Source organism: Streptomyces sp. NPDC057638 (assembly GCF_042800315.1).
In the GTDB taxonomy this organism is placed as follows: domain Bacteria; phylum Actinomycetota; class Actinomycetes; order Streptomycetales; family Streptomycetaceae; genus Streptomyces.
Map to the genome: position 1 here is coordinate 53336 of NZ_JBHVHF010000003.1, position 21443 is coordinate 74778.

Annotated in this window: 10 protein-coding genes and 1 other RNA gene; 4 read left to right on the forward strand and 7 right to left on the reverse strand. The window is 69.9% G+C overall.

Features of this window, described 5'->3' with window-relative positions:
• Positions 1–2 precede the first annotated feature (2 nt).
• The 4 genes from pglZ to ACFVIM_RS00990 form a co-directional block, all read right to left on the reverse strand.
• Positions 3–2918, reverse strand: a complete 2916-nt coding sequence (gene pglZ, locus ACFVIM_RS00975; protein ID WP_384297059.1) for a BREX-2 system phosphatase PglZ — start codon at positions 2916–2918, stop codon at positions 3–5.
• Positions 2915–6805: a phage resistance protein gene (locus tag ACFVIM_RS00980; protein ID WP_384297061.1), complete on the reverse strand. Its 3891-nt coding sequence runs from the start codon at positions 6803–6805 to the stop codon at positions 2915–2917. The genes pglZ and ACFVIM_RS00980 overlap by 4 nt, the downstream gene beginning before the upstream one ends.
• Positions 6806–7016: 211 nt before the next feature.
• Entirely contained in the window at positions 7017–9152 is a 2136-nt protein-coding gene (locus ACFVIM_RS00985; protein ID WP_384297062.1) for a tetratricopeptide repeat protein, read from the reverse strand.
• On the reverse strand, positions 9149–9559 hold the full coding sequence (locus ACFVIM_RS00990) for a hypothetical protein (RefSeq protein WP_384297063.1): 411 nt from the start codon (positions 9557–9559) through the stop codon (positions 9149–9151). Before ACFVIM_RS00990 ends, ACFVIM_RS00985 begins: the two co-directional genes overlap by 4 nt.
• 225 nt (positions 9560–9784) lie before the next feature.
• On the opposite strand from ACFVIM_RS00990, the gene ACFVIM_RS00995 reads away from it, so the two are divergent.
• Together ACFVIM_RS00995 and ACFVIM_RS01000 are read left to right on the forward strand one after the other, a co-directional pair.
• Positions 9785–10054, forward strand: coding sequence for a hypothetical protein (locus tag ACFVIM_RS00995; protein WP_384297064.1), 270 nt, complete (start codon positions 9785–9787; stop codon positions 10052–10054).
• Entirely contained in the window at positions 10047–10685 is a 639-nt protein-coding gene (locus ACFVIM_RS01000) for a DUF6879 family protein (RefSeq protein ID WP_384297066.1), read from the forward strand. The genes ACFVIM_RS00995 and ACFVIM_RS01000 overlap by 8 nt, the downstream gene beginning before the upstream one ends.
• Before the next feature lie 314 nt (positions 10686–10999).
• Here ACFVIM_RS01000 and pglX read toward each other — a convergent pair whose 3' ends face one another.
• Both pglX and pglW read right to left on the reverse strand, forming a co-directional pair.
• Positions 11000–14626 carry a BREX-2 system adenine-specific DNA-methyltransferase PglX gene (pglX, locus tag ACFVIM_RS01005; RefSeq protein ID WP_384297067.1) on the reverse strand — a complete coding sequence of 1209 codons (3627 nt, stop codon included), beginning with the start codon at positions 14624–14626 and terminating at the stop codon, positions 11000–11002.
• Complete coding sequence (gene pglW / locus ACFVIM_RS01010; protein WP_384297079.1) at positions 14623–19323, reverse strand: BREX system serine/threonine kinase PglW; 4701 nt, start codon at positions 19321–19323, stop codon at positions 14623–14625. Before pglW ends, pglX begins: the two co-directional genes overlap by 4 nt.
• A 708-nt stretch (positions 19324–20031) precedes the next feature.
• Here pglW and ACFVIM_RS01015 point away from each other — a divergent pair.
• Entirely contained in the window at positions 20032–20340 is a 309-nt protein-coding gene (locus tag ACFVIM_RS01015) for a hypothetical protein (protein ID WP_384297068.1), read from the forward strand.
• Complete coding sequence (locus tag ACFVIM_RS01020) at positions 20337–20732, forward strand: hypothetical protein (RefSeq protein ID WP_384297070.1); 396 nt, start codon at positions 20337–20339, stop codon at positions 20730–20732. The genes ACFVIM_RS01015 and ACFVIM_RS01020 overlap by 4 nt, the downstream gene beginning before the upstream one ends.
• A 200-nt stretch (positions 20733–20932) precedes the next feature.
• Here the strand turns inward: ACFVIM_RS01020 and rnpB are convergent.
• Positions 20933–21335: RNase P RNA component class A (gene rnpB / locus ACFVIM_RS01025), an RNA gene on the reverse strand.
• Positions 21336–21443: the final 108 nt, after the last annotated feature.

A 21443-nucleotide genomic window follows, 5' to 3' on the forward strand; every position in this document is an offset into this window, starting at 1 on the left:
CGTCAGCCCGTCCGGAGGGGGAACTGCTCGCGCACCAGGGCCTCGTGGAGCCGTAGCGTGCGGCCGTCCGGAAGGGTCTCCAGCACCTGTACGCCGTCGTAGTTGAGGAGCTGCCGCAGGACCGCGGCAAAGCCGTCGGCCCGGGTGATGGGCATGCCCGCGCGCTGGGCGAGCGCGGTCACGGGCAGGGTGCCGCCGACGTCGAGCAGGGCAGCGAGAGCCTTGTGGACCTGCTCCCGCTGCGGCTTGCGCGCCAGGCCGTCGAGCTGCGCCTGGTACGTCTCGGAATCGAGCAGCGCCGTTACGAACGCCTCGGTCCGGGAGATGACGACCGGCGTGAGCAGGGCGTCGTCTCCTCCGGCGGTCAGCGCCACGTCGAAGAGCGCGGCGGGCAGCGTCCCGGGTTCGGGTTGCTTCTTCCGGGGTTTCGCCGCCCCCTTCTTCGGAGCCGCACCCACCGGCGGAGCCGGACGCTCGTCAGATGCCGGCGTGGCCGCCTCCTCCGGCGCCCACCAGGACGGCCGCTGGTCCCCCAGCTCCCGCCACCCCTTGGGCGGTTCCGCCCCGAACGGGAGGAACGCGAGCACCGGAATGGCGAACTCGGCGAGGGAGGCTCCTCCGTGGTATCCGGCCTTGAGGGCGGTGTAGCGGGAGTCCGCGTCCCAGAGCGCGACGATGGACGCGCCGGGCTCGGGCCAGACCACGCGCGGCCCGGAAAGGGCGATCTCCCGTTCGCCGAGCGGGCCACCGGGCAGGCGGTGCCGAGCGGACGCGGGCTCGGTGGCCGCGTCCGCCTTCGTTCCATGCCGGTCGACGACATGGCCGTGGTCGCTGGTGACGATGACGGCCATGCCCTGGGCCGCCGCCACCCGGAGCAGGTCGCGCAGACCGGGTACGTCGTCGACCCGCCAGGCTCCGTCGCCGAGTTTCTGTTCCTTGGCGAGGCGGTCGTCGATGGCGTTGAGGACGACGGCGACATGGGTTCTGCCGTCGGTGAGCGCTTCCGTGAGGGCCGGGCCGAAGGTGTTGCCCGCGGTCTCACTGCGCAGGTCGTCCTTGTGGAAGGCGGCGGCCGGCGCTCCGCTCCACAGTTTCAGCGCGGGGAAGAGCCTCTTCTCATCAGCCTGGGTGCCCTTCGTCAGGAAGCCCCCGAAGAGGGACGTCCGGGACACGGCCGTGACGGTGGGGAGGGCGGCGGCCATGGCCCGCCGACGCGGCATGCCCCCGGCCAGCGGGTCGAACTCCGCCCAGGAGTGGCGCAGTTCCTCGCCGAGTTCGTTCGCTATGGCCGCGCTCATGCCGTCGAGTACGAGCAGCAGCACCCGCCGCCCCTCCCCACGCCGGACGACGGGCCCGGCCACCCGGTCGAGGAAGGTCTCGACCGTGAGCATGCCGCCCGGCGGGGTGCCGTCCCGCGTCCAGCCGGCCAGTGAGCGCGCGAAGGACGCGTCGATCCGCCGTCGCCGGTCCCGGACGCGCGCGCCGAGGGTGTCGTAGGCGGCCGTGAGCCAGGGGTCGGGGTCGCCGCCGGCCTCGATGTGCTCCAGGGCGAGGTCGGCCCAGCCGGTCTCGGCGATGTGCCGCTGTACGGCGTCGGCGACGGTGGGGGCATCGGCGGACGGTTCGGTGGCCAGCCAGAGGGCGAGTCGCTGTCCCATGCAGGCGCGTTCGACGCGGGCGGACTCTTCCGGATCGGTGGCGAGCCTGTGGTCCGCGAGCCGTCGCACGGCGTCCGCGACCGCGGCCGTGTCGCCCGCCGCGAGTGCCTGGCCGACGGCGGTGAACCGGGCTTCCAGCCCGCCGCGCAGGACGGGGCTCGCCGCGACGGCCGCCTCCGCGCCGAACTGGCGGGCCAGCACGGCGGCCCGGTCGAGCACGATGCCGGTGGTGCGGCGTGCCTCGCGGGCCTGGTCGGCGTCGGGGCCGCCGCCCCGGTGTCCGGCGGTCAGCAGCGTGCTCGCGTACTCCTCGGCGGACCGTCCGAAGACGCACACAAGGCGGTCGAGTTGTTCGCCGACGGCCGGTAGCTGGTCGCCGAGGTAGCGTTCGGCTCGGCCCCGGGCCTGGTAAGTCTGGGGGGCGGGTTCGGCGTGCTGCCACAGGGCGGCGCATACGAGGCCGAAGGCGGCGGCGTCCGCGCCGCGCTCGGCGTCGACGAGAGCGAGCAGAGCACGTCCGGCGAGGCCTGCCTGATCCTCCTCGCCGAGGAAGGTGGTCAGCCCGGCGCGCTCGGGACCACGCAGGCCCAGCAGCCGTTCGGGGGCTCCGGGCCGGGTCGCCCAGTGCAGCAGAGTCTGCGCGTCGAGCCGGTCCTCACCGTGGCGTCGCGTACCGTCCTCGGTGTCGTAGCGGCCGAGGCGCAGGCGGCGCTGGGCGAGCGCGGTGAGTGCGTACTGCCGCGACAGCCAACCGCCGGGCACCGGCGGCCAGCCGCCGGGCGGGGTGGCATCGAGCAGGGCTTCGGCCGCCCAGTTGACGTCCTTCAGACGCGGGTCGATCTGCCGGGCGCCAAACGCCTCCCGCACGACGTCCCAGCTGTCGACCGTGTCGATGCGCTGCTTGTGGACGCGGGCGGTGATCGCGGGGTCGAGTTCGTTCTGCTCGCGGTCGGTGAGGACCACCAGGACAGCGGGGCCGGGGCGGCGGCCCGCGAGGTGGCCGAGGACGAGTTCGTGGACGGCGAGCGGTGAGGGCGCCACCACCACGCCGGCCGTCCGCCCCTCGCCCCAGGCGGGTTCGTCGGGCCCGTCCCACTGGGGCGCGGACCGCAGCAGCACCACCCGGCGCCTGCCTCCGCCGTCTCCGGTCAGGGAGGCGGCGAGGGACGAGTGCGAGGACAGGTACTGGGCGACGGTCGCGGTGTTCAGCCGGACGGCGCCTGGGACGGCGGCGGTGTCCAGGGCGGCGGCAACGGTCACTCGACGACCTTCCAGGTGATGTCGATGGTCGCGTCGGGGTGGCGGGCGGCCAGTTCGGACAGTTCCGCCTGGAGGTCGGCGGCGGCGCGCGCCACGGTCGTACGGCGGCCGCCGGCCGTTCGCGCTGAGCCGCTGCCTGAGGAAGCCGGTGCGGGTGTCTGCGTCTGGGCGAAGGGGATACGCGGGTCGCTGGTCTCGGTGTTCAACGACAGGTCGTCGGCCGTGGGCTGCGGCGCGACGACAGGGGGCGCCGGGGGGCTGGCCGCCTGGCTGCGCTTCACCAGGGCGACGACCTGGCGCTGGGTGCGGGCCAGGGCGTCGCGCAGGTCCGCGGTGCGCTGGTCGTCGCGGGCCACGTTGCGCAGCGAGTCGAGCAGTGCCGCGCCCTCGGGTCCTAGACCGGCGGCGAGTTCCAGGGTGCTCCAGGGCGCGGAGGCGACGGCTTCCGCGACGCCGCGGGCCTGCTTGATGGAGGTCCCGTACCGGTCGGCGCTGGTCTCACCCAGGTCGAAGGAAGCGAGGGTCTCCACGGTCTTCTTCGCCCCTGCCGCGCCCTTACCGGCCTCCGCCGTGAGCGCGTCCAGCAGTTGCAGGGAGCGGCGGGCGAGAGCGAGCCGTCCGGTGTCGGCGGTCTGGTCGAGACCGAGGAAGGAGGCGTGCGCCTCCAACTGGTGTACCAGGTCGACCGCGTGGTCCCGGTGGGCGCGGGCGGCCTCGATGATCTGTCGGGCGAACTGGTTGACCATCCGGCCGCGCCGAAGGGCGGGAGCCTTCTGCCCGAAGACCGTTTCGAAGCGCTGCCGTGCCGTGTCCCAGTCGGACTCGGCGGGCAGCGGCTGGCTGCGCAGCGCGTCATGGTCCTTGATCGCGGACAGTTCGGGCGCGGGGTCGAGCACAGTGCCGCCCCGCACCCACACCCGGTCGTCCATCTCGGCGAAGGCGGCGACGACGAGCCGGGAGAGGAAGTCGGGCAGGCCGCGCGGGTCGGGCTTGTCCGTCCAGTCGGTCAGGGTGATCAGGGACAGGTCCCCGGTGCTGCCCTGGGGGCTGGCGAGCCGGCGGAAGTGGTCGGCCCAGTAGCGGGACAGCTCGAAGTACGCCTCCTTCTGCTGCCCGAGCCGCAGGGGCCCCGCGATCCGCTGCATGAGTTTGCGGTCGGCGGCCGGGACCTCCACCCGCCCGTCACGCGCCTCGGCGGCGGCCCGCACATGGGTGAAGACCTTGCGGGTATCGGCGGATTTGACGGCGGTGGCGGTGGCGTCCGGGTCGAAGTCGGGGTGCGCCGGATACTGGTGGGCGAGGAGTGTGCCCGCGACGTGCCGGATGCCGTCGTGCAGGCTCTGCCCGAAGGACAGGGTGAGGCCGTCCACGTCGGGCAGGGGGACGAGGTGGTCGTCGAAGTCGGGCACGACGTCGGCCGGCTGCTTCTGCGCGAGCCCGTACGCCTGCTTGAAGGCGCCCCTGATCTGCTTGAGCAGAGCTTCGCGCTGGGTTTCGAGCAGGCCCTTGGCACGGCTGCGGTTGTCGGCGTTGAGATGGCCGGCGTACTGGGTGTCGAAGCGGTGCTCGTCGGCGAGGGCCTTGTCGATGACGACCAGGCGCCGGAAGTCAGCGAAGCGCTGCACGGACAGGTGGGCCGGCACCCAGGCGACGAGACGGGACCGCTCGCCCCGCTGGCGCTCGCGCAGCCGCCGGATGCGGTTGACGTCCTCGACCGGGCCCCATTCGCCCTCGTCGAAGGGGAGATCTATCGCGATGCGCCAGCGCCCGTCCTCCTGCGGCATCAGGTCGTGGTCGGGCACCTCGTCCTCGTCGGCGACGTTCCCGAACACGACCTCGGCGGTGCGAGCGGTGCCGCGCCATACGAAGCCGAGCTGGTCGCTCAACTGCCCGTGTTCGACACCCAGCTCCTCGGAAAGCAGACGCCGGGCGAGGGCGACCCGGTTGCCGGGGTTGTCGTTGACCTGGGCGTTGGCGATGACGGAGTCGACATCGACGCCGGACAGTTCCAGCCGTACGCCGGGGTTGGCTTCGGTGCCGGTCTCCTTGATCTCGGGAAACCTGGCGGCCCACTCGGCGACCTTGTTCTTGATGATGCCGACCTCGGCGCCGGGGATGGGCGCGAGGACCGACCCGTGGTTGAGCGCGCCAAGCCGCCGGATGGTCAGCTCGGCCAGCGAAGGCACGCTGGGCGCGAGCGCCGACAGCAGCAGGGTGCACACGAGCCGGTTGTCGCCGACGAACATACGGCAGCGTTGGGCGCGCTGGAGGTCGGTGATGGCCTCGGGCCGGTGGGCGTACTGCTCGACGTCGTCCTCGGTGATGTCGTACGAGCTGAGGAGGTAGGGCCGGAGCTTGGTCTTGTAGAGCTTGTCGGCGGCCTCGAAGACGACTTTCAGGCTGTCGGTGAACGGCTTGTCGCCGCCCTCCGCGATCACCGGGTAGAGGTCGCCGACCGGGATGAGCTGGCCGAGCCGGAGCTCGTCGCGGTGGTCGGAGAGCAGCTGGCCCATCAGCTTCAGACCGGTGCGGGAACGCTGCAGCGCGGACGAGATGTGGACGAGGGTGTCCATGAACGCCGGCGAGAACGGGTACGTCAGACGGAACGACTCCGCGTCCGCGCCAGTCGTGCCCTTGTCCGAGCCGAGGAGGGTGTCCCAGACCTGGGTGCCGACCCGCTTGGTCTGCTCGAAGGCCTCGTCGATGCGCCGTTCCGCCTCGGCGTCCTTCGGCTTGAGGATGCGGGCGTGAGCGATCTGCGGGAGGTTGCGGTCCTCCAGGGTGATCTTGTCGAACCGGCCGGAGGCCAGGTTCAGGGTGTCCTGGATGGAGGCTTCCGCCGCGCCGGATACCTCCTCGCCGACGAGTTCACGCAGGTCGCGCTGGCGGGCGATGAACGACACGACGGGGATGGCGCGCCGGGCGTCGCCGCCCTCCACAAAGTTCGTGATCTTGCTGGCCTCGCGGGCCACGAACTTCTGCTCGTGGATGAGAGTCGCGAGCCAGAGGATCAGCTCGTCCAGGAACAGGATCAGGCCGTCGTAGCCGAGCGACTTGGCGTGCTCGGCGATGACGGACAGACCGGCGTCCAGGGAGATGAAGCCGTGCTCGTTCTCGGCCGCGTTCTTGGCGAAGCCGGGGAAGAGGTTGGTCCCCGCGTCGTTGACCAGCTTGGCGCGCAGCTCGGCCGGGGTGGAGGGGTTGCGGAGGTTGAGCGGGGTGCCCCCCTCGTGGTTCTCCTCGGCGGCGAGGGCGGTGTCGAGGAGCTGCGGGGTCCAGGCGAAGCCCTCGCCCCATTCATCCGTTTCGCCGTCGCCCGCGTCGCTGCCACCCAGGCCGCGGATGACCGCCTCGTCGCCGTAGATGGCACGGTTGGCCCGGATGTCGGCGAAGAGGGAGTCGGTCCGGTACACCTGCGGGGTCGGCGCGTCCGGGTGCAGCTTCTTGATGTGCGTGACGTACCCGCCGAGCACCCGCTGCTCAAGGGCCTTCGCCCCGAGCATGTGGTACGGCACGAGTAGGAACCTCTTGCCGTCTGTGGTCAGCCACTCGTGCTTGGTCAGCACCGGGTCGAACTCGGTACGGGCACGGGCGGCCGAGTCGCCGCTGAGCAGGGCGTAGAGGACGGCCATGAAGTGCGACTTACCGGAACCGAACGAGCCGTGCAGGTAGGCCGCCTTTGAGCGGTGCCCGTCGAGAGAGGACTTGATGAGCGCCAGCGCTTCGTCGAAGTTCTCCAGCAGTCGCTCGGTGACGACGTAGTCCTTCAGAGCGTTCCGGGCGCCGTCGGGTGTCGTCGCCTCGGCGAGGGAGAGTACGAAGTCCGAGGTGGAGATGTTCTCCTTGATGTCGATGACATCACGGAGAAGGGGCGGCTGCTGGGCCATTGCGGGTCTCGCTCTCCCTGACGGTGTTCGGTCCTGCTGCTCGAACTGGGTCTCGCGCGGTCCGCCGCCGGGGCCGAGGACGGTCCGGCTCGTCCTGCACGTCACCCGTACGGCCTGCGCAAAGCACCCTACATCCGTACCCCTGTCGGCCACCTGCCGTAAACCCTCACGCATCGTCCGTGCGCGACCGTCACCGTCCGGTTCCCAGGCGCTACGGCCGCCGTCGCCCCGATCGGTAGGCGTCCAGCAGTTGCCTGCCGGCGACGGTGAAGGGGTGCTCGGGGCCCAGGCCGCTTTCCCGCCGCTCGACGACGTCGGTCATCAGTGCGATGCCCTCCTCGGTGTGCCCGAGCGCGGCCCTGGTACGGGAGAGGAGCTGCCGGGCGGCGAGCACGAGGGGATAGTCGGGCCCCCAGCGCCGCGCGTACGCCTCGGTGACCCGCCGGATCTCACGATCGGCCTCGTCGAAGCGGCCAAGGAGGTACAGCGCCCACGCGTGGTTGTGCCGGGCACCCAGAGTCACCGTGTGGTCGGGGCCGAGAGACCGCTCGCACTCGCCCGGCAGCGCGAGCAGAGCGCCGTCCTCCTCGGTGACCACGGCGGTGGCGGGCAACATCTCCAGCAGGCTGGCGCGGGCCCGCAGGGTCAGCGGATGCGAGGGGCCGAGCGCCGAGCACCGCCCGGCGACGGTGCCGCGGAGCAGCCCGAGGGATTCCTCCCGTCTCCCGAGGTTGGCCAGCACGAGCTGAAGCCCGTAGCCGCTGTCCGCGGTGTCGGGGTCGTCGGCGCCGAGCAGGCGCTTCTGCGTGTCCAGAACGGCGCGGAGTTCCGCCTCGGCCTCGGCATACCTGCCCAGCCGGAACAGTGCTCGCCCGGCCCTGGAGCGTGCGGCGAGGACCGTACGGTGGTCCGCGCCGAGGTTCCGCTGCCCGAGGTCCGCGGCGGTACGGGCGGTCTCCCGGGCGGAGAGGTAGTCGCCGGTGCGGTGCAGGGCGACGGCAAGCCGTGTCGTGACAGCCAGGGCGCCGGCGGCGGACGGCCCGGCGATGTGCCGCAGCAGGGTCAGGGTGTGCGGTACCAGCAGGCGCAGCCGCGGATCGTGCGGCCCCGCGTCGGGTACGGCGGGAACGACCGCGTCGAGCAGCAGGACGGCGGTCGTGTCGAGCGCGGACACCAGGTCGGCGGGGGTGGCCGCCGCAACGCTGTCGAGAAGGATTCCGTGACTCTGCACGCAGCGCGTGCCGCCGACGTCGACCAGCTCGGACAGCGACTGGTCGAGAAGGGCTCTGAGGGCCGTCTCGGTCCGGTCCCGAGGCAGCACGGCCCCGATGCCGATGTGGTCGAGCAGCGTCAGCGGCAGCGGCTCCGCGGCGAACCGGGCCAGCAGCCTGAGCAGGGCCGCCGCTTCGGGCAGTCCACGTGCTTCGAACGCGTCAAGGGTGAGCTGCCAGGTCAGGCCGACGAGCTGACGGGGATCCGCTTCGGATATCGCGTCGGCTCCCCGGTCGATCAGCCGGACCCGTTCGTCACCGTCGAGCCGGTCCCCGTACGCGTCCATCGTCCAGGGGTCGATGACCTGGTGCGAGAGGAAGCCGCCCGCCAGGGTGAGCGCGAGGGGCAGCCGTCCGAGGCGGTCCGCGACCCGGGCCGCCTGCTCAGCCGTCCCGCTGTGCGGTGCGAGGTCGCGCAGCACGAGCGCGGCGTCCTCACGGGGCAGTACGCCGATGTGCTGCAGCTCGGCCCCGGGCCACCACCGGGCCGCCGCCCGCCGTGTGGTCACCAGGACGGTGCCGCGCGGGCTGGTGCGCAGCCAGTCGCCGTCCCGCAGGATCTCCGGTTCGTCGATGTTGTCGAGAACCAGTAACCAGGGTTCGGCGGAACGGTCGAGGTAGCTCCAGACGAGATCGGCGGCAGGTCTGAGGCCATTGCGCGCGGCGAGCAGTTCACCGTCGCCCGCTCCCCGGTCGGCGGCGACGGCGAGCATGCCAGCGCGCAAGCTCGCACGGTCGGCGGCGTTGACCCACAGGCCCACGCGGCCCTGTTCCCCGGTGACCTCCTCGAACAGAGCACAGGCGACGGCCGTCTTACCCGAACCGCCCATCCCGTAGAGCACATAGACCTGGCCGCCGCGCTCCGGCCCGACGCTCTTCCGCAGGCGTTCCATCACCTCGCTGCGGTCGCGCAGCGCGACGGGGCTCCGGCCGACCGCCGGGCGCCGCACCGAGTCCGGTCCGCCGAACTCCGTCCCGGCACCGCCGTAGTGGTGGTGTTCGGAAATGTGCTGATCGCCACGCGACTGGTAGACGCGCCCGTGGTCCTCGGCGTGGCCGTCCGTGCCACCCGTCATCGTTCGGTGATGTGCTGGTCGCGTCCCGCTTGGTAGACCCTGCCCCGACCGGACACGGTGGCGTGCTGGGTGATCCGCCGGGCGGCGGAGCCCCCGGGATCGAGTCGGTCCAGCAGTGCGCGCAGTTCCTCGACGGCGTCGGGCCTCTCGACGAGCAGTCGCCGCACCGATCCCTGCCACTGGAGGCGCAGTTCCTCCAGGTCCTCGTGGTCGCCCGACGCGACGGCGGCCAGCACATCGTCGCGCCCGGCCTCCAGCTCAGCGGCGATCGTGTCGGCGCGCTCGGGTTGCGTCCGACGCCAGAGCCGGGTGATTCCCTCACGCATGTGCTGCCAGGCGTCGGTCGCCATCAACGCGACCAGAGTGGTGCCCGCGCTCTGTGCGAGCAAAGCCACTTCTGCGTCCACAGCCGCCCCTCCGTTCACCCGATTGTCGGACAGCGGACCTGAATAGTGTCACTGACCAGACATGGAAAGCGATCTCCATTGCCGCCCCATGATTCCCTCCCGGGCACCGGGGGACAAGGGGAAAACAGTCCTCGCCAATACCTCGCGTGCCAAATCTGCCCCTGGTCAGGACGTCGCGACACAGGCTAAAGTGGCGGGTTGCGGCCGATCGAGGAGGCGATGGAAATGTCCCGGCCATGGGAAGCAGATCCGGACACGCTTTTCAAGCGACGGCTGGGAAAATCACCCCAGGAACTCGGCAACACCACCGGAACTCCCGACTGCCCTGACATCTGGGAACTCGCCAACGGTGACATCGCCGTCATCGGCCGGGACCTCACCGCGTCACTCGGCAGGAACCTGCCCGACGGGGTCTCGATCGGATCGGACGAACGCCTCGTGGTCATCCCCAGGAACATGCTCGTCGCGGCGAAGCCGGACATCCCCAGTGTTTGACTCCTTCACCGGCGGTACCTCCGAACGCCTGGACCGCCCCGCCTACCACGCTGACTTGGGCCGGATCTACGCCGGTGGGATCGGCTTCCTGAACAAGCTCGAACGCGGCCAGCACTTCCAGGAACGCGGCTTTCCGAGTTGGGAGGCCTTCGCCGCCGGCGACTGGGAGGGAGCCCTGACCCTGGCCGGCGAGAGGCGCGAGGACTACGCGCGGGAAATCCGCCGGGCTTCGCAATCGGGCATCCAGCACCGCCGTCTTCGCGTCGTGGAATTCCCGGTGACGCCGTATGTGCAATGGGAATTGCACGTCCTGCGTGTGCGTGTGGAGGTGGGTGACGACATCAGAGTTCTCGACGCCCGCGACATTTCGCGCATCGAGCGGATTCGACTGGTTCCGGAAGTCGTCATTCTCGGTGATGAGGTCATGTACGAGGTCGTGTACGACGACGACGGAAACGCGGATGGAGCCAATCGCTACACCGACAGCTCACTGATCCGGGAAACGAACGCCGGGTTCGATGCGCTGTATGAGCGTGGCGAGGAATTCCACGACTTCTTCGACCGGGAGATCGCCCCACTGGCCCCGCCCCGGGTGACCGGTGCTCCCAGGGGTTCACACGGTTCGCGGTAACCAGCGGGGCGGGAGGGCGAGCGACCCCCCGCGCGGAGACGATCGCCCCGGCGAGGCAGGAACCCCCACCGTGAGGCCCGGGCGCAACTTGCGGTGTCAGGACCTGGGTCCCTCCGCCTTGACGGCAGTGGCGTCCGCGCCGCGCTGTTCCGCGGCGGCCGGGGCGAAGGGCCCATGGCCTTCCACGACTTCGCCGCCCGCCACGTGGGCGGAGCCGCGCTTACCGACCGGAGGCTATCCGCACGCGCACCGGGTGGTCCCTCCTCCGGCAGACTCGGCATCGGCGTACGGGCACGACACCGAGTCGTTGACGGCTACTTCTTGACGGCGGCGCGACGGCCTCGGGTCGCGGCCGGGGGACGCCAGTTGCGGAGGTCGTCGTCGGTGAGTCCGTGCTCGCCCTGCTTCTGCTGGCGGTACCCGGCGAAGAAGTCCGCCGGGGAACCGCTGTAGAGCATGTCGAACTCGCCGTGCCACTGGGCCAGCCACGGCTGGAGTTCCAGCAGGCCGGCGAGGAACGGCGTGATCTCCTCGGTGGAGAGCGCGGTGTTGGTGAAGTAAGTGGCGAGCGCCTGCGCCTGCTCCCGGTGGTCCCAGCCGGCCCACCCGTACAGCTCGGGGGTGGCGGCCTTGGTCTGCCCGTACGAGACGAACCGCTCCTTGGGCACGTCGAGCTTGCCGCGCGCCTTCCAGTAGGAGGCGCGGAGGAAATCGGCCGAGGTGTACTTCGGCGGTACGGGGATCGAGTCCCGGATCTTCCGCTTGGCGGGCTCGTCCGGGGCCGCGTCCTCCTTGCGCTGGAGGTCCCAGACGTCTTCCCAGTCGGCGCGCTTCTTCAGCCCGGCGGGCTTGTAGCGCAGGGCCGAGAGGAACGGCACGTGCTCGTCGGTGATCAGCTCGGCGACGACCTTCGCGAGTTCCTTGCGGGGCGCGTAGAGCTTGGCGACGGAGACGAAGTCCTCGTCCCGCGAGAGCGCGTCGGTGAGCCGGGCCAGGGTGAGGATGGCGGGCTGCCCGTTCTCGTCGAACCAGAGGTCGCGGTTCTCCATCCGGTCGAGCAGCCAGGAACGCAGGGCCTTCTCCTGGAGCGCGTCCCAGCCCTCGGTGGCCCAGCGGCGCTTGTACTCGGGACGCTCGACCATGCCGATGGCACGGTTCGACTCGATGGCGTCGATGCGCTTCTGGACGACTTCGCGATAGGGCGCGGACCAGTGGGCGGGGATCTCCGTGATGGGGGTGGAGTTGTGTCGCTTGAACCACTCGTCGCTGGCCTCGCCTGCGGCTACACGGCGAGCAAGGACGATCTCGAAGGCGCGCTCGCCGAGGGCGAGTTCGGGGATGTTGGGGTCGTCGGGGTCTTCAGAGACGCGGAGGTCTTCGGAGTGGAGGTTGTAGAGAGAGTAGACCTGCCAGTCCAGTTCTTCTTGGAGGGCGATCATTCGGGCGCGTGTGGACTCCCAGTGGGCCTTGGATTCACGAAGGACCCCGACTGTTGGGGTTGAAGCGGCTGCCACAGATGCAGGACTGATGGTAGTGAGCTTCTGTGAACGGGAATCCAGGGCGATAGCAAGGCTAGCGGGGCACTCAACCGGGAGAGGGAACTCCTGAAGCTTGGTGCCAGTGAACTCATAGAAACGCTCCCAGTCGTCGCTGGTAAATCCACCACCCTCTCCTCGGATTCCCTTGTCATGGCTAACCATCTTCAGCCAGAAGCCAGCTGTGGAGCTGTTGAGCACCCCAAGCAACCGCAAGTGCTCCTCCTCACTCGCCCCCTCCCGCAACTTGATCACAGGCGCGTGCTGATTATAGGTCATGCCTGACGCATCAAAGCTGGCATGCACATGCGTCGCTACATGGCTGAAGGAAATCATTTCAGGGGTCTTGTAACGCTCTGCGACCCATCGATACCAGGACCACCAAGGGATATTCGCGCTGAAGCGACTCTTTCCTGAAAAATCAGTAAGCCGCCCCATGACCTGCTTATAGGCCCACAAGTGACGCCCCCACCAAGCCTTCGGATCGAGCGCGACAAGAGTTCCGGTAGGGGTGTATGGAACCAAGGCGACTGCGGCCGGAGAGGCACACCAGTCACGAATGTCCTCGCCCACCACCATGGGCCGAGTCAGGTATTTCGGTGTCTCGAAACGGCGATGCCAGTCAGGAGGTAGATAGAAGGCGTCATCCACTCCGGAAAAGCTGGCGAAACCAATGTCTCGCGACAGACTCGCCGAAAGTCGTTTAGCACTCCGCTCCTGGATCGCTTCGTTGATCTCAAGACCACCGGCAGCCAAGATCCATGGCTGCCGACCAAAATAGCGAACACGCTCAAGATCATCTACAGACACCCACCGACTTGCAGATCCAGGCCGGTCGATCTGATCTACGATGGCACCCCAGACCAGACCCTCTTCAGCATTCTCTGGAATCGAGGGCTCACCCTGGACACTGCGGACGGTTCGGATCGTCTCAGAACGTCCACTTCCTTCACGTCGCCTTCCGATCAGAATCACTGTCGGAGTTCCATGTCCTGGAATGTAGGCCCCAGAGGTATCAATAACCTCGATCAACTCGCTGTTGCGCCCGAAGTAAGACTCAATGAGCTTCGTGCCAAACTCTCGCTTCACAAACGAGTTCGCGGTGATCTGGCCAACCATGCCGTATCCGAACCCCTCGCTATCACCCTGCATTGCGAGCTCGAAGAACCGCTGTGCGAATGGAACCGATAGAGCGTACTTGCCTACGCAGACGTCCTTATACAACTCCCGGTACAGGGAATTCAGCTGCTTGTCCTTCACCGTGATATACGGCGGGTTCCCCACCACCACGTGATAGCGCCCCTGCTGGAGAATCCCCGGGTGCTCGTGCACATCCTCCGTGGCATACGCGAACGAGGCCAGAGGATCGTCCAGCCCGTCTTCGTCCCCGCCCAGCGTCAGCTCCAACTGCCGCGCCCTGATTAGCGAATCCCCCACCGCCAGATGAATCGGCCACTCATACCCCGCCGCCTCCCCCAGCGTCCGCACTCCACTCGCCGCCATCGCCGCAACCAGCAGCCGGAACCGCGCGACAGCCACCGCAAACGGATTGAGGTCCACCCCGTGCACCGAGTCCAGCGCGGCCCGGACCCGCTCATGCACATCACGCCCCGGCTGCCCCTCCGCCCACAACCTCACCAACCGCCGAAACGTCCCCAGCACAAAGTGCCCCGACCCACACGTCGGGTCGATCATCTTCAGTTCCTCGTAGCCGAACTCCCGCACCGCGGGATTCATCGTCCGGTCGAGGATGAACTCCTCCACAAACTCCGGCGTCTGGAGCAGCGCGTACGTCTTGCGGGCCGCCTCGCTCAGGTCCTGGTACAGGTCTCCCAGGAACCGTGTGTCCCACCCCTCCGTGCCGTCCTCGTTCAGCGGGTCGGTGAAGTCATGGACAAGGACACCGTCCTCGTCCCTCCCCCGCCAGAACTCGACCAGCTCCCGCGCCCCGTCATGCGAGAGCGGAACCTGGTACAGCGGATTGTGCCGATGGTCGAAGAGCAGCCGCCCCGCCTGCCCTCGACCCAGCTCCTCGAACGCCTTCTCCAGCCAGCCCCGGTACGTCGGGTTCTCGTCCGACTCCACATACGCGTCGTACCGCGACTCCGCAAGCTCCCGCCGGTCGCCGTCCGGGCCCGTCAGATACGGCTCGGGGATCAGCCGGTTGTCCTCGCAGAACCGTACGAAGACGGTTCCCAGCACCCACGCCACCGCGACCTGGGTGACCCGCTCGTCCAGCCACGAGTTCCACGTCGCCGCCGTACGCCCGAGCTTCCGCGCCTGCTCGTACTCGGCCTTGAGCCGCGCGCCGACCTCCCCCAGCGCCTTCACCTGACGCCCGAGGTCGGTCTCGACCGCCTTGACCTGCTTCTTCAGGTCGTCCAACAGAGCCTTGCGGTCGATCACTTCGCGTCTCCCTCGACAGCGGCACGTGCCGCAGTGTCACCGGACCCCCGATGGGCGTTGCCCACCCACGTGTCCGGAAGCTGAATCCACTCCCCCAGGCCGGCCTGGTACGGCACGGCCACCTGCCCCAGCCGGGGCTCGCGCGACGGGTCGCTCTGCGGGACCAGGAGCCACAGGCCCCGCCCACCCTGGCGGGCCGCCGACGCCAGCCGGTCCAGGACACCCATCGCGTCGTACCGCGCGAACACCCCGGTCTCCGTCAGCAGCACCGGGCCTGCCCCGCCACCACCGTTGCCCAGCAGCTCCACGATCCGGGGCTCCACCGCACCCCACGCCGTCCGCGCGTACTCCGCGAAACGCACCGCCCCCTTGGAGCCCGGCTCGGCGGCGTCCGCCTTGAGCAGGGTGTCCCAGGTGGGCTTGGTGCCCGGCGTGATCTGTGCGTGCAGGGCCTCAAGAAACAGTTCGGTCACCGACACCGCCTCCGTGCCCAGCCGCCCGGCGCCCAGCTCCCGCACCGCGTCCAGGACCCGCTGCTGCCGGACGGTCAGCACCCGGTACCCGTCCCGGCGGGCCGACGCCAGCAGCCGTTCCTCCGTGCGTACCGCGCCCGCGAGCTGCGGGTCATCGGCGTACCGCGTCACCGCGCCCGTACGCGTCGACTGTCGCCAGGCACCCGTCGTCAGATAGCTCGACGCGTCGTCCACGCGCGTCGGCAGGTAGCGGAGCACACCCTCGCGTTCGTGCATGCTGAGCGACAGTTCGAAACCGGCGGCGCGCAGTGCCTTGGTGAGCGGGCCGCCGGTCGGCAGTTCGTGGTGCGTGCCGCCACGCCCGTCGGGGACGACCATCTCCGGGAAGCGAGCGCGGACCCGTTCGTGCACGGCCTCGCCGGTCAGGCCCGGCTGCTGTCCCTCCGGCATGCCCGGGACCCAGCGGACGAGCCCGGCCTGGGTGAGGCGCAGCGCCCTGACCAGTGGCAGGTCGCGCGGGTAGATCTCCAGGCGCGGAGTGGCTGCGGCGTTCACGGACGCGGCGGCCGCCAGCTCCACCATGCGTCGCTCGTCCCAGTCCACCGTGCCGGGTGGCACCGTCAGCGCGCCCAGCTCGGCCAGCACGGTCGCCGCCGTCGGCAGGGTGTCCAGCTTGGCGAGCCGGTCGGCCGTCTTGCCGAGACGGGTCGCGTACTCCAGGAGGCCGGGGGCGGTCGGGGTGTCCGGGCCGTCGTTCTCCCGTACGTCCACGGCGAGGAGGCCGACGCCCAGGGACTCGTCCGTCGCCTTGCGGTTCGGCTGGTGCTGGAACTCGGCTTCCTGCGGCAGCAGTTGCTCGACTTCGACTACAGCGCGTACGGCCGCCAGCGCCATCGCGCGGCGCTGTTCCCGCCCCGCGAGATGAGTGCCGCGCCGGACCGCCAGGGCATCCGCTATCTCCACCGCCGAAGCGACCCGGCCCATGCTCACCAGCAGGTCGATGATCTCGTCGCGCAGTGCCTGGACGGCGGGCTCCGCCTTCCAGCGCTTGCGCTCTTCCTTGAGCATCTGCGGGATACGGCCATGGCTCAGGGTCAGCGCATCCGCGACGTCCTTCTGCTTCGGCCAGACACCGATGCCGGGCAGTACGCCGTGCTCGTCGGGCAGGCGCAGCAGCAGCCGTACCATCTCCGCCTTGTTGCGGTTGGAGCCGTTGTTGTTGACGGCGGGCACGAAGACGGTGGCGAGGGTGTCCAGGCTGACGGAGCGGAGCGTGTGGGGGGACAGGACGCCCGCCGATCCGCCTGTGGCGAATTCACCGACGAGGGCGGACTCGGCGGCGGTGAGCTGCTCCAGCTCCTCCTTGGCTTCCGCGCGGCCCTTCGGCGTGAGCGGCGATACGGGGGTCTCGCGCAGTCGCTCGCCCCATTCGCGCTGTCGCTGCTGGACCTCGTTACGGGTCTTGGCGCCCAGTCCGGGGGCGTTGACGAGCTTGCGGCGGCTGTAGTCGAGCAGTTCGCCGACCGTGGTGATGCCCAGGCCGTAGAGGAAGGACTGGGCGGCGGGCGTGAGGCCGGAGACGGTCAGCGGGGTGTCGCCGGTGACCTCGGCGGCGAGGCGGTCGCGCTGTTGCTCGGCGGTCTCCGGCTCGGCGTCCGCGATCACGGCGGCGACGCCCTCGGCGGGCGTTCCCTCCCCGGTGGTCGCGGCGGCCGGGTGGCGGGAACGGTGGCTGGACGGGACGGTCCGGGAGGCGTCGAGGAAGACCTTGCGCCAGGCGTCCCGCATCGGCTTCAGCTCGGGGTAACGCCGGCCGGCGTCGCGGTGCAGGGCCTTCTGGAAGAAGGCGACGAGACCGTCCCGTACGGCCGGGTCGAAGGCCTCGGCCGCGATGGTCGGGTACGGCCACTCCTTGGCGTCGGTCATGCGGGGCAGGACACTGCCGTCGCCCCACTTGGGCAGTTCACCGGAGGCCATCTGGTGCAGGGTGACGGCGACGGCGTACCGCTCGGCGTGCGAGTCGTACGAGCCGCGGGTGATGATGTCGACGAAGGGGTCGAGGTAGCCGTCGGTGCCCGCGCTGGTGCTCTTCGCCGGGTAGCCGGCGAGGGAGAAGTCGATGAGGACGAGTTCGCGGGTGCGGTTGGGGCGGATACGGATGGCGATGTTGTCGGGTTTGATGTCGCGGTGCCAGACCCCTTCACCTTCTAGGAAGTCGACGGCTCCGAAGAGGTAGTCACCGTACGCCTCCAGCTGATCGACCTGGAGACGGCCGTTCTCGCGGAGCTGGCGGGCGACGGTCTCCTCGCGGCGGCGCGGACGTCCGCCGCCCTCGGTGCCCTGTCCGTTGTCGTCACGCTCGTCGCCGACGTACTCCAGTGCCAGGACGGTACGGCCGCCGATGTGCAGCGCCTCGGGTTCGACGAGGCGGATGATGCCGGAGTGGGGGCGCAGGCGTCCCATGGCCTCGGCCTCGCGGACGAGGATCTCGCTGCGGCTGTCGGAGAGGGCGACCTTCAGCACCGCCAGCGGGCGGGTCCTGCGGGCTTCGGCCTGGAGGTCGCGGACGAGGAAGGCGCGGCTGGTGGAGCCGGTGCCGAGGCGGCGGCGGATCTCCCACCGTTCGGCGAGCACGTCACCGGCTACGGCCTCCAGCGGGTCCTTGTCGGTGGCGTTCCGGTCCTCCTCGCCGCCCGGCCCCTGCGTGCCGGTGGCAGCCTGGGCCGGGGCGGTGAGGGAGTCCTCGACGACCTCCAGCAGCTCAAGGAACTCGTCCACGCTGGACAGGCGCTGCCCGGGCCGGTACGCGGTGGCGGCCTGCACCAGGTCGTCCACGTCCTCCGACAGGCCGTCCACCAGGGAGCTGGGGCGCAGGCCCTCCCCCGCCTCCAGCCGGGCCAGCAGCTCGGCCTGGCTGGCGGCCGGGGCCTTGCCGGTGACCAGCAGATACGTGAGGACGCCGAGCCCGTACACGTCGAGGTGGACCGGGTCGGGGTTGAGGGCGGTGAGTTCGGGGGCGAGGTAGGCGTCGGCGTCGTCGGCCAGGTGCATCGCGGACAGTGCGGTCGGCGCGAAGCGGGTCATGCCCTGGCCCTGGCCTTGCCCCTGAGAGGAGTCTCCGCTGCGCTGGGTGGCGATCTGCCAGTCGGAGATCTGGAGGTACGGGGTGAGCCAGGCGGCCTCCTCGCCCACCGCCCGGCCCTTTCTGCCACGCGGCCGGGGGACGACGAGCACGGAGCGGGCCGCGAGCGCCCGGTGGTGGATGCGGCTGGAGTGCGCGGAGCGCATGGTCTCAGCGAGCTGGCGGACCAGCGCCATCCGGCCGAGGATGTCCAGCTTCTCGCCGTACTGGACCAGGTACTCGTCCAGCTTCAGGGTGTCCGGGTGGTAGTCGAAGATCAGCGCGGGTCCGGCGGTGTGCCCGGAGGGGAAGTACTGCTTGAGTTCGACCGCGCCCGGGTGCTTGAAACGGCCCAGCACCACGGCTTCACGCCGGGCCGTGTTCTCGACGGACTGGCGCAGGGAGGCGTCGGAGCCGCGCTCGCTGAGATAGATGCGGACCCGTGCGGTCTCGGGGAGTTCGCTGTGGCGGGCGAGGTAGTCCGCCCAGGTGGGGCCGGAGTCGAAGGACTTCCGCGCCAGCTCGTACGGGCCGACTTTGTACTGCGCGTCGCTCTTGCGGATGCCGATGTTCTTGAGGGCCGCGTCGATCTCGCGCGAACCGATCGCGGTGATACGGCGCCGCTCGTCACGTGGGGGCTGCCCCAGCATCTCGACCAGCTGGTGGACGGTGTACACGCCGTTCTGGTCGTGGGCGGGGAGGCGTACTTGGAGGCCGTTGTCCGTGAAGCAGACCGCCTCCGCGACCCAGACCCGCTTGCCCCCGGGCACGAGCAGGCCGGCCAGCTCCTTGGCCTTGCGGTTGACCAGGTGCAGCGGGTTGCCGTGTGTCCGGCGGCGGCCACGGGGGGTGGTCTGTACCCAGGTGCCGTTCTCGGACGTGACCGAGCCGTGCCAGTCCTTCAGCTCGATCATGCAGACGCCGCCAGGGGCCACGACCAGCAGGTCGACCTCACGGACGTGGCCGGTGTTCGCGGTGAAGGTGAAGTTCGACCAGGCACGCCAGGGGTCGGAGTCCGGCAGCTTCTCCCGGATCGCGTCCAGGCCACGGCGCTCGTGCTCGAACTCTGACTCGGTGACCGTGACCCACCGGCCTTCCCGCATGCCTGTTCTCCGCTCCTCGTGGCCCTCCTGGGCCTCCGTTCCCACGGTCAGGCCCAAGGTGGAGATCCTAGTCCCTACCTATGTCATGAGAAGGGGCGATACCTATGTCATGAGAAGGGGCGATGAAGGACGGACCTCAGGGACATGACGCAGATATCGGCGGGCCCGCATGCTCTGTGGCGGGCCCCTTGCGGTGATACGGCTCGCGCCGTCGGCGGCTCTGGCGGACGAGGCCCCTCGTCAGTTCCTGAGGAGGTCAACCCGAAACCTCACAAAGCGCTGGACCTCGTCGCCCATCAGGCTGCCGGTCTGCTCGGTAAACGCTGACCAACATCCGCTGGGCCCGTCGGACCAATGGGCCCAGCGGTTGGCCGTGAACCCGTCTGACCCTCCCGACCCAGGCAAAGCCCGCCCACTCTCCGGCCCGGAAGCGTGGCTGCCTTCACCTCCGCGAGATCCGGTCTGAACCGGTACGGAACGGGGTGCGGCGCCACCCGTCAGTGTATGGAAAAAAGCCTCCGACCTGCGCATTCACTGGCCAAAGGCCCTGAGGGGCGGCAGACGAGTCGGGCCGTACGCCGGGGAGGCTCTGTCCGAACACGCTCACGCGTCGGTGTTCACCGGCCTGTTCTTCCGCGATGAGATCGCCGCGTACTACCAGGCGAACGCCCTTCCTCCCCGTCCGAGGACACGGCGCGTCGGAAGATCATGCCGCAGGACACGGAGGACCGCATTCTGGCCCTCTTCCAGCGGCCAGCGGATTCCGAGGAGCCGTGGGGCCGCCTGTTCCGCAAGACATCCTGCGCCGTGGGATACGCCCACGGCCTCGCGGACTACAACGGCCACTTTGAAATCACGCAACTGTGCGGCATCTGCCCGAAACGGCAGATCGGTATGTGCGCTGCGGCGTGGAGCGCACCTTCCCAGCAGGACGCCGACGCTCTTGCCTGCTCTCTCGGAGCAACGGAGCCGGTGGAGCTGACCGATCGGGCGACCGGACCCAGGCCCTGGCCATGATCACCGAAGCCCGCCAGGCCGCCCACCGGCTCCCCGACATCGCCCCGACTGACCGTCTTTTCCGCATCTCCCCGGCCGGTGCCGACCGCTATGCCGTCGGCGTCCACTGGGCCCTCGGCGACGCCGGGGCCGCACTGGAGGCAGGGCGCCATCTGCGACCGGAACAGTTCCCCACCCCGGAACGCACCAGCCGGATGCACACCGACCTCGCCCGCGCCTGGTGGCAGTACGGCAAACCGGAACAGACCACCCGGGAACTCCTCGCCGCCCTCCGGGTCAGCCCCGCCGAGATCCGCGACCGCCCCTCCATCCGCACGATCGTCAGCTCGCTGGCCTCCCGGCACCCTCACACGCCCGGCGTCCGCGGACTGACGCTCGCGCTCACCCGCTGACCGACAGGGAGCCGTACGGCTTCGCGGCGAACCTCGCCGAGGCACGGCGCGTCCTGTTCCCCGACTCCACCGACTCCAAGGCCGCGCGCGGAGCCGGGCGTCCCCGTTCGAACCGATACACGCCAGGGTCGGATCACGACCACCGAGCCACGAAAAAGAACCTCCGACCTGCAAACATGCTGGTCAGAGGCTCTAGGCGGCAGACGAGCCGGGCTGTACGCCGGATTCTGTGCCCCGGGACCTCGCGGTCGTCGGGGCGACGGCCATCCATCTAGGGCCGGCGTTGCCACCGGCCTCGTGCGGTCTACCCGCGGACTCGGGCGGGCAGCCCTCGAACGTCCGCGCAGGACCCCGGTCTCCCGTGGTCCCTCTTGACCTTGCTCCGGGTGGGGTTTACCTAGCCGCCTGAGTCACCTCAGGCGCTGGTGGTCTCTTACACCACCGTTTCACCCTTACCGGGGGACGGATCCCCCGGCGGTCTGTTTTCTGTGGCACTGTCCCGCGGGTCACCCCGGGTGGCCGTTAGCCATCACCCTGCCCTGTGGAGTCCGGACGTTCCTCGGGGGGATCCTGCGATCCCCACGCGGCCGTCCGCCCGGCTCGTCTGCCGTGGCGACCATGCTACCCGCCACCAGGGCGCGCGCCGTCCGGGGACCGGGCCGGGCCGCCCCGGTGGCCGCCCGGCGCCGTCGCGTTGACCTTGTCGCGACG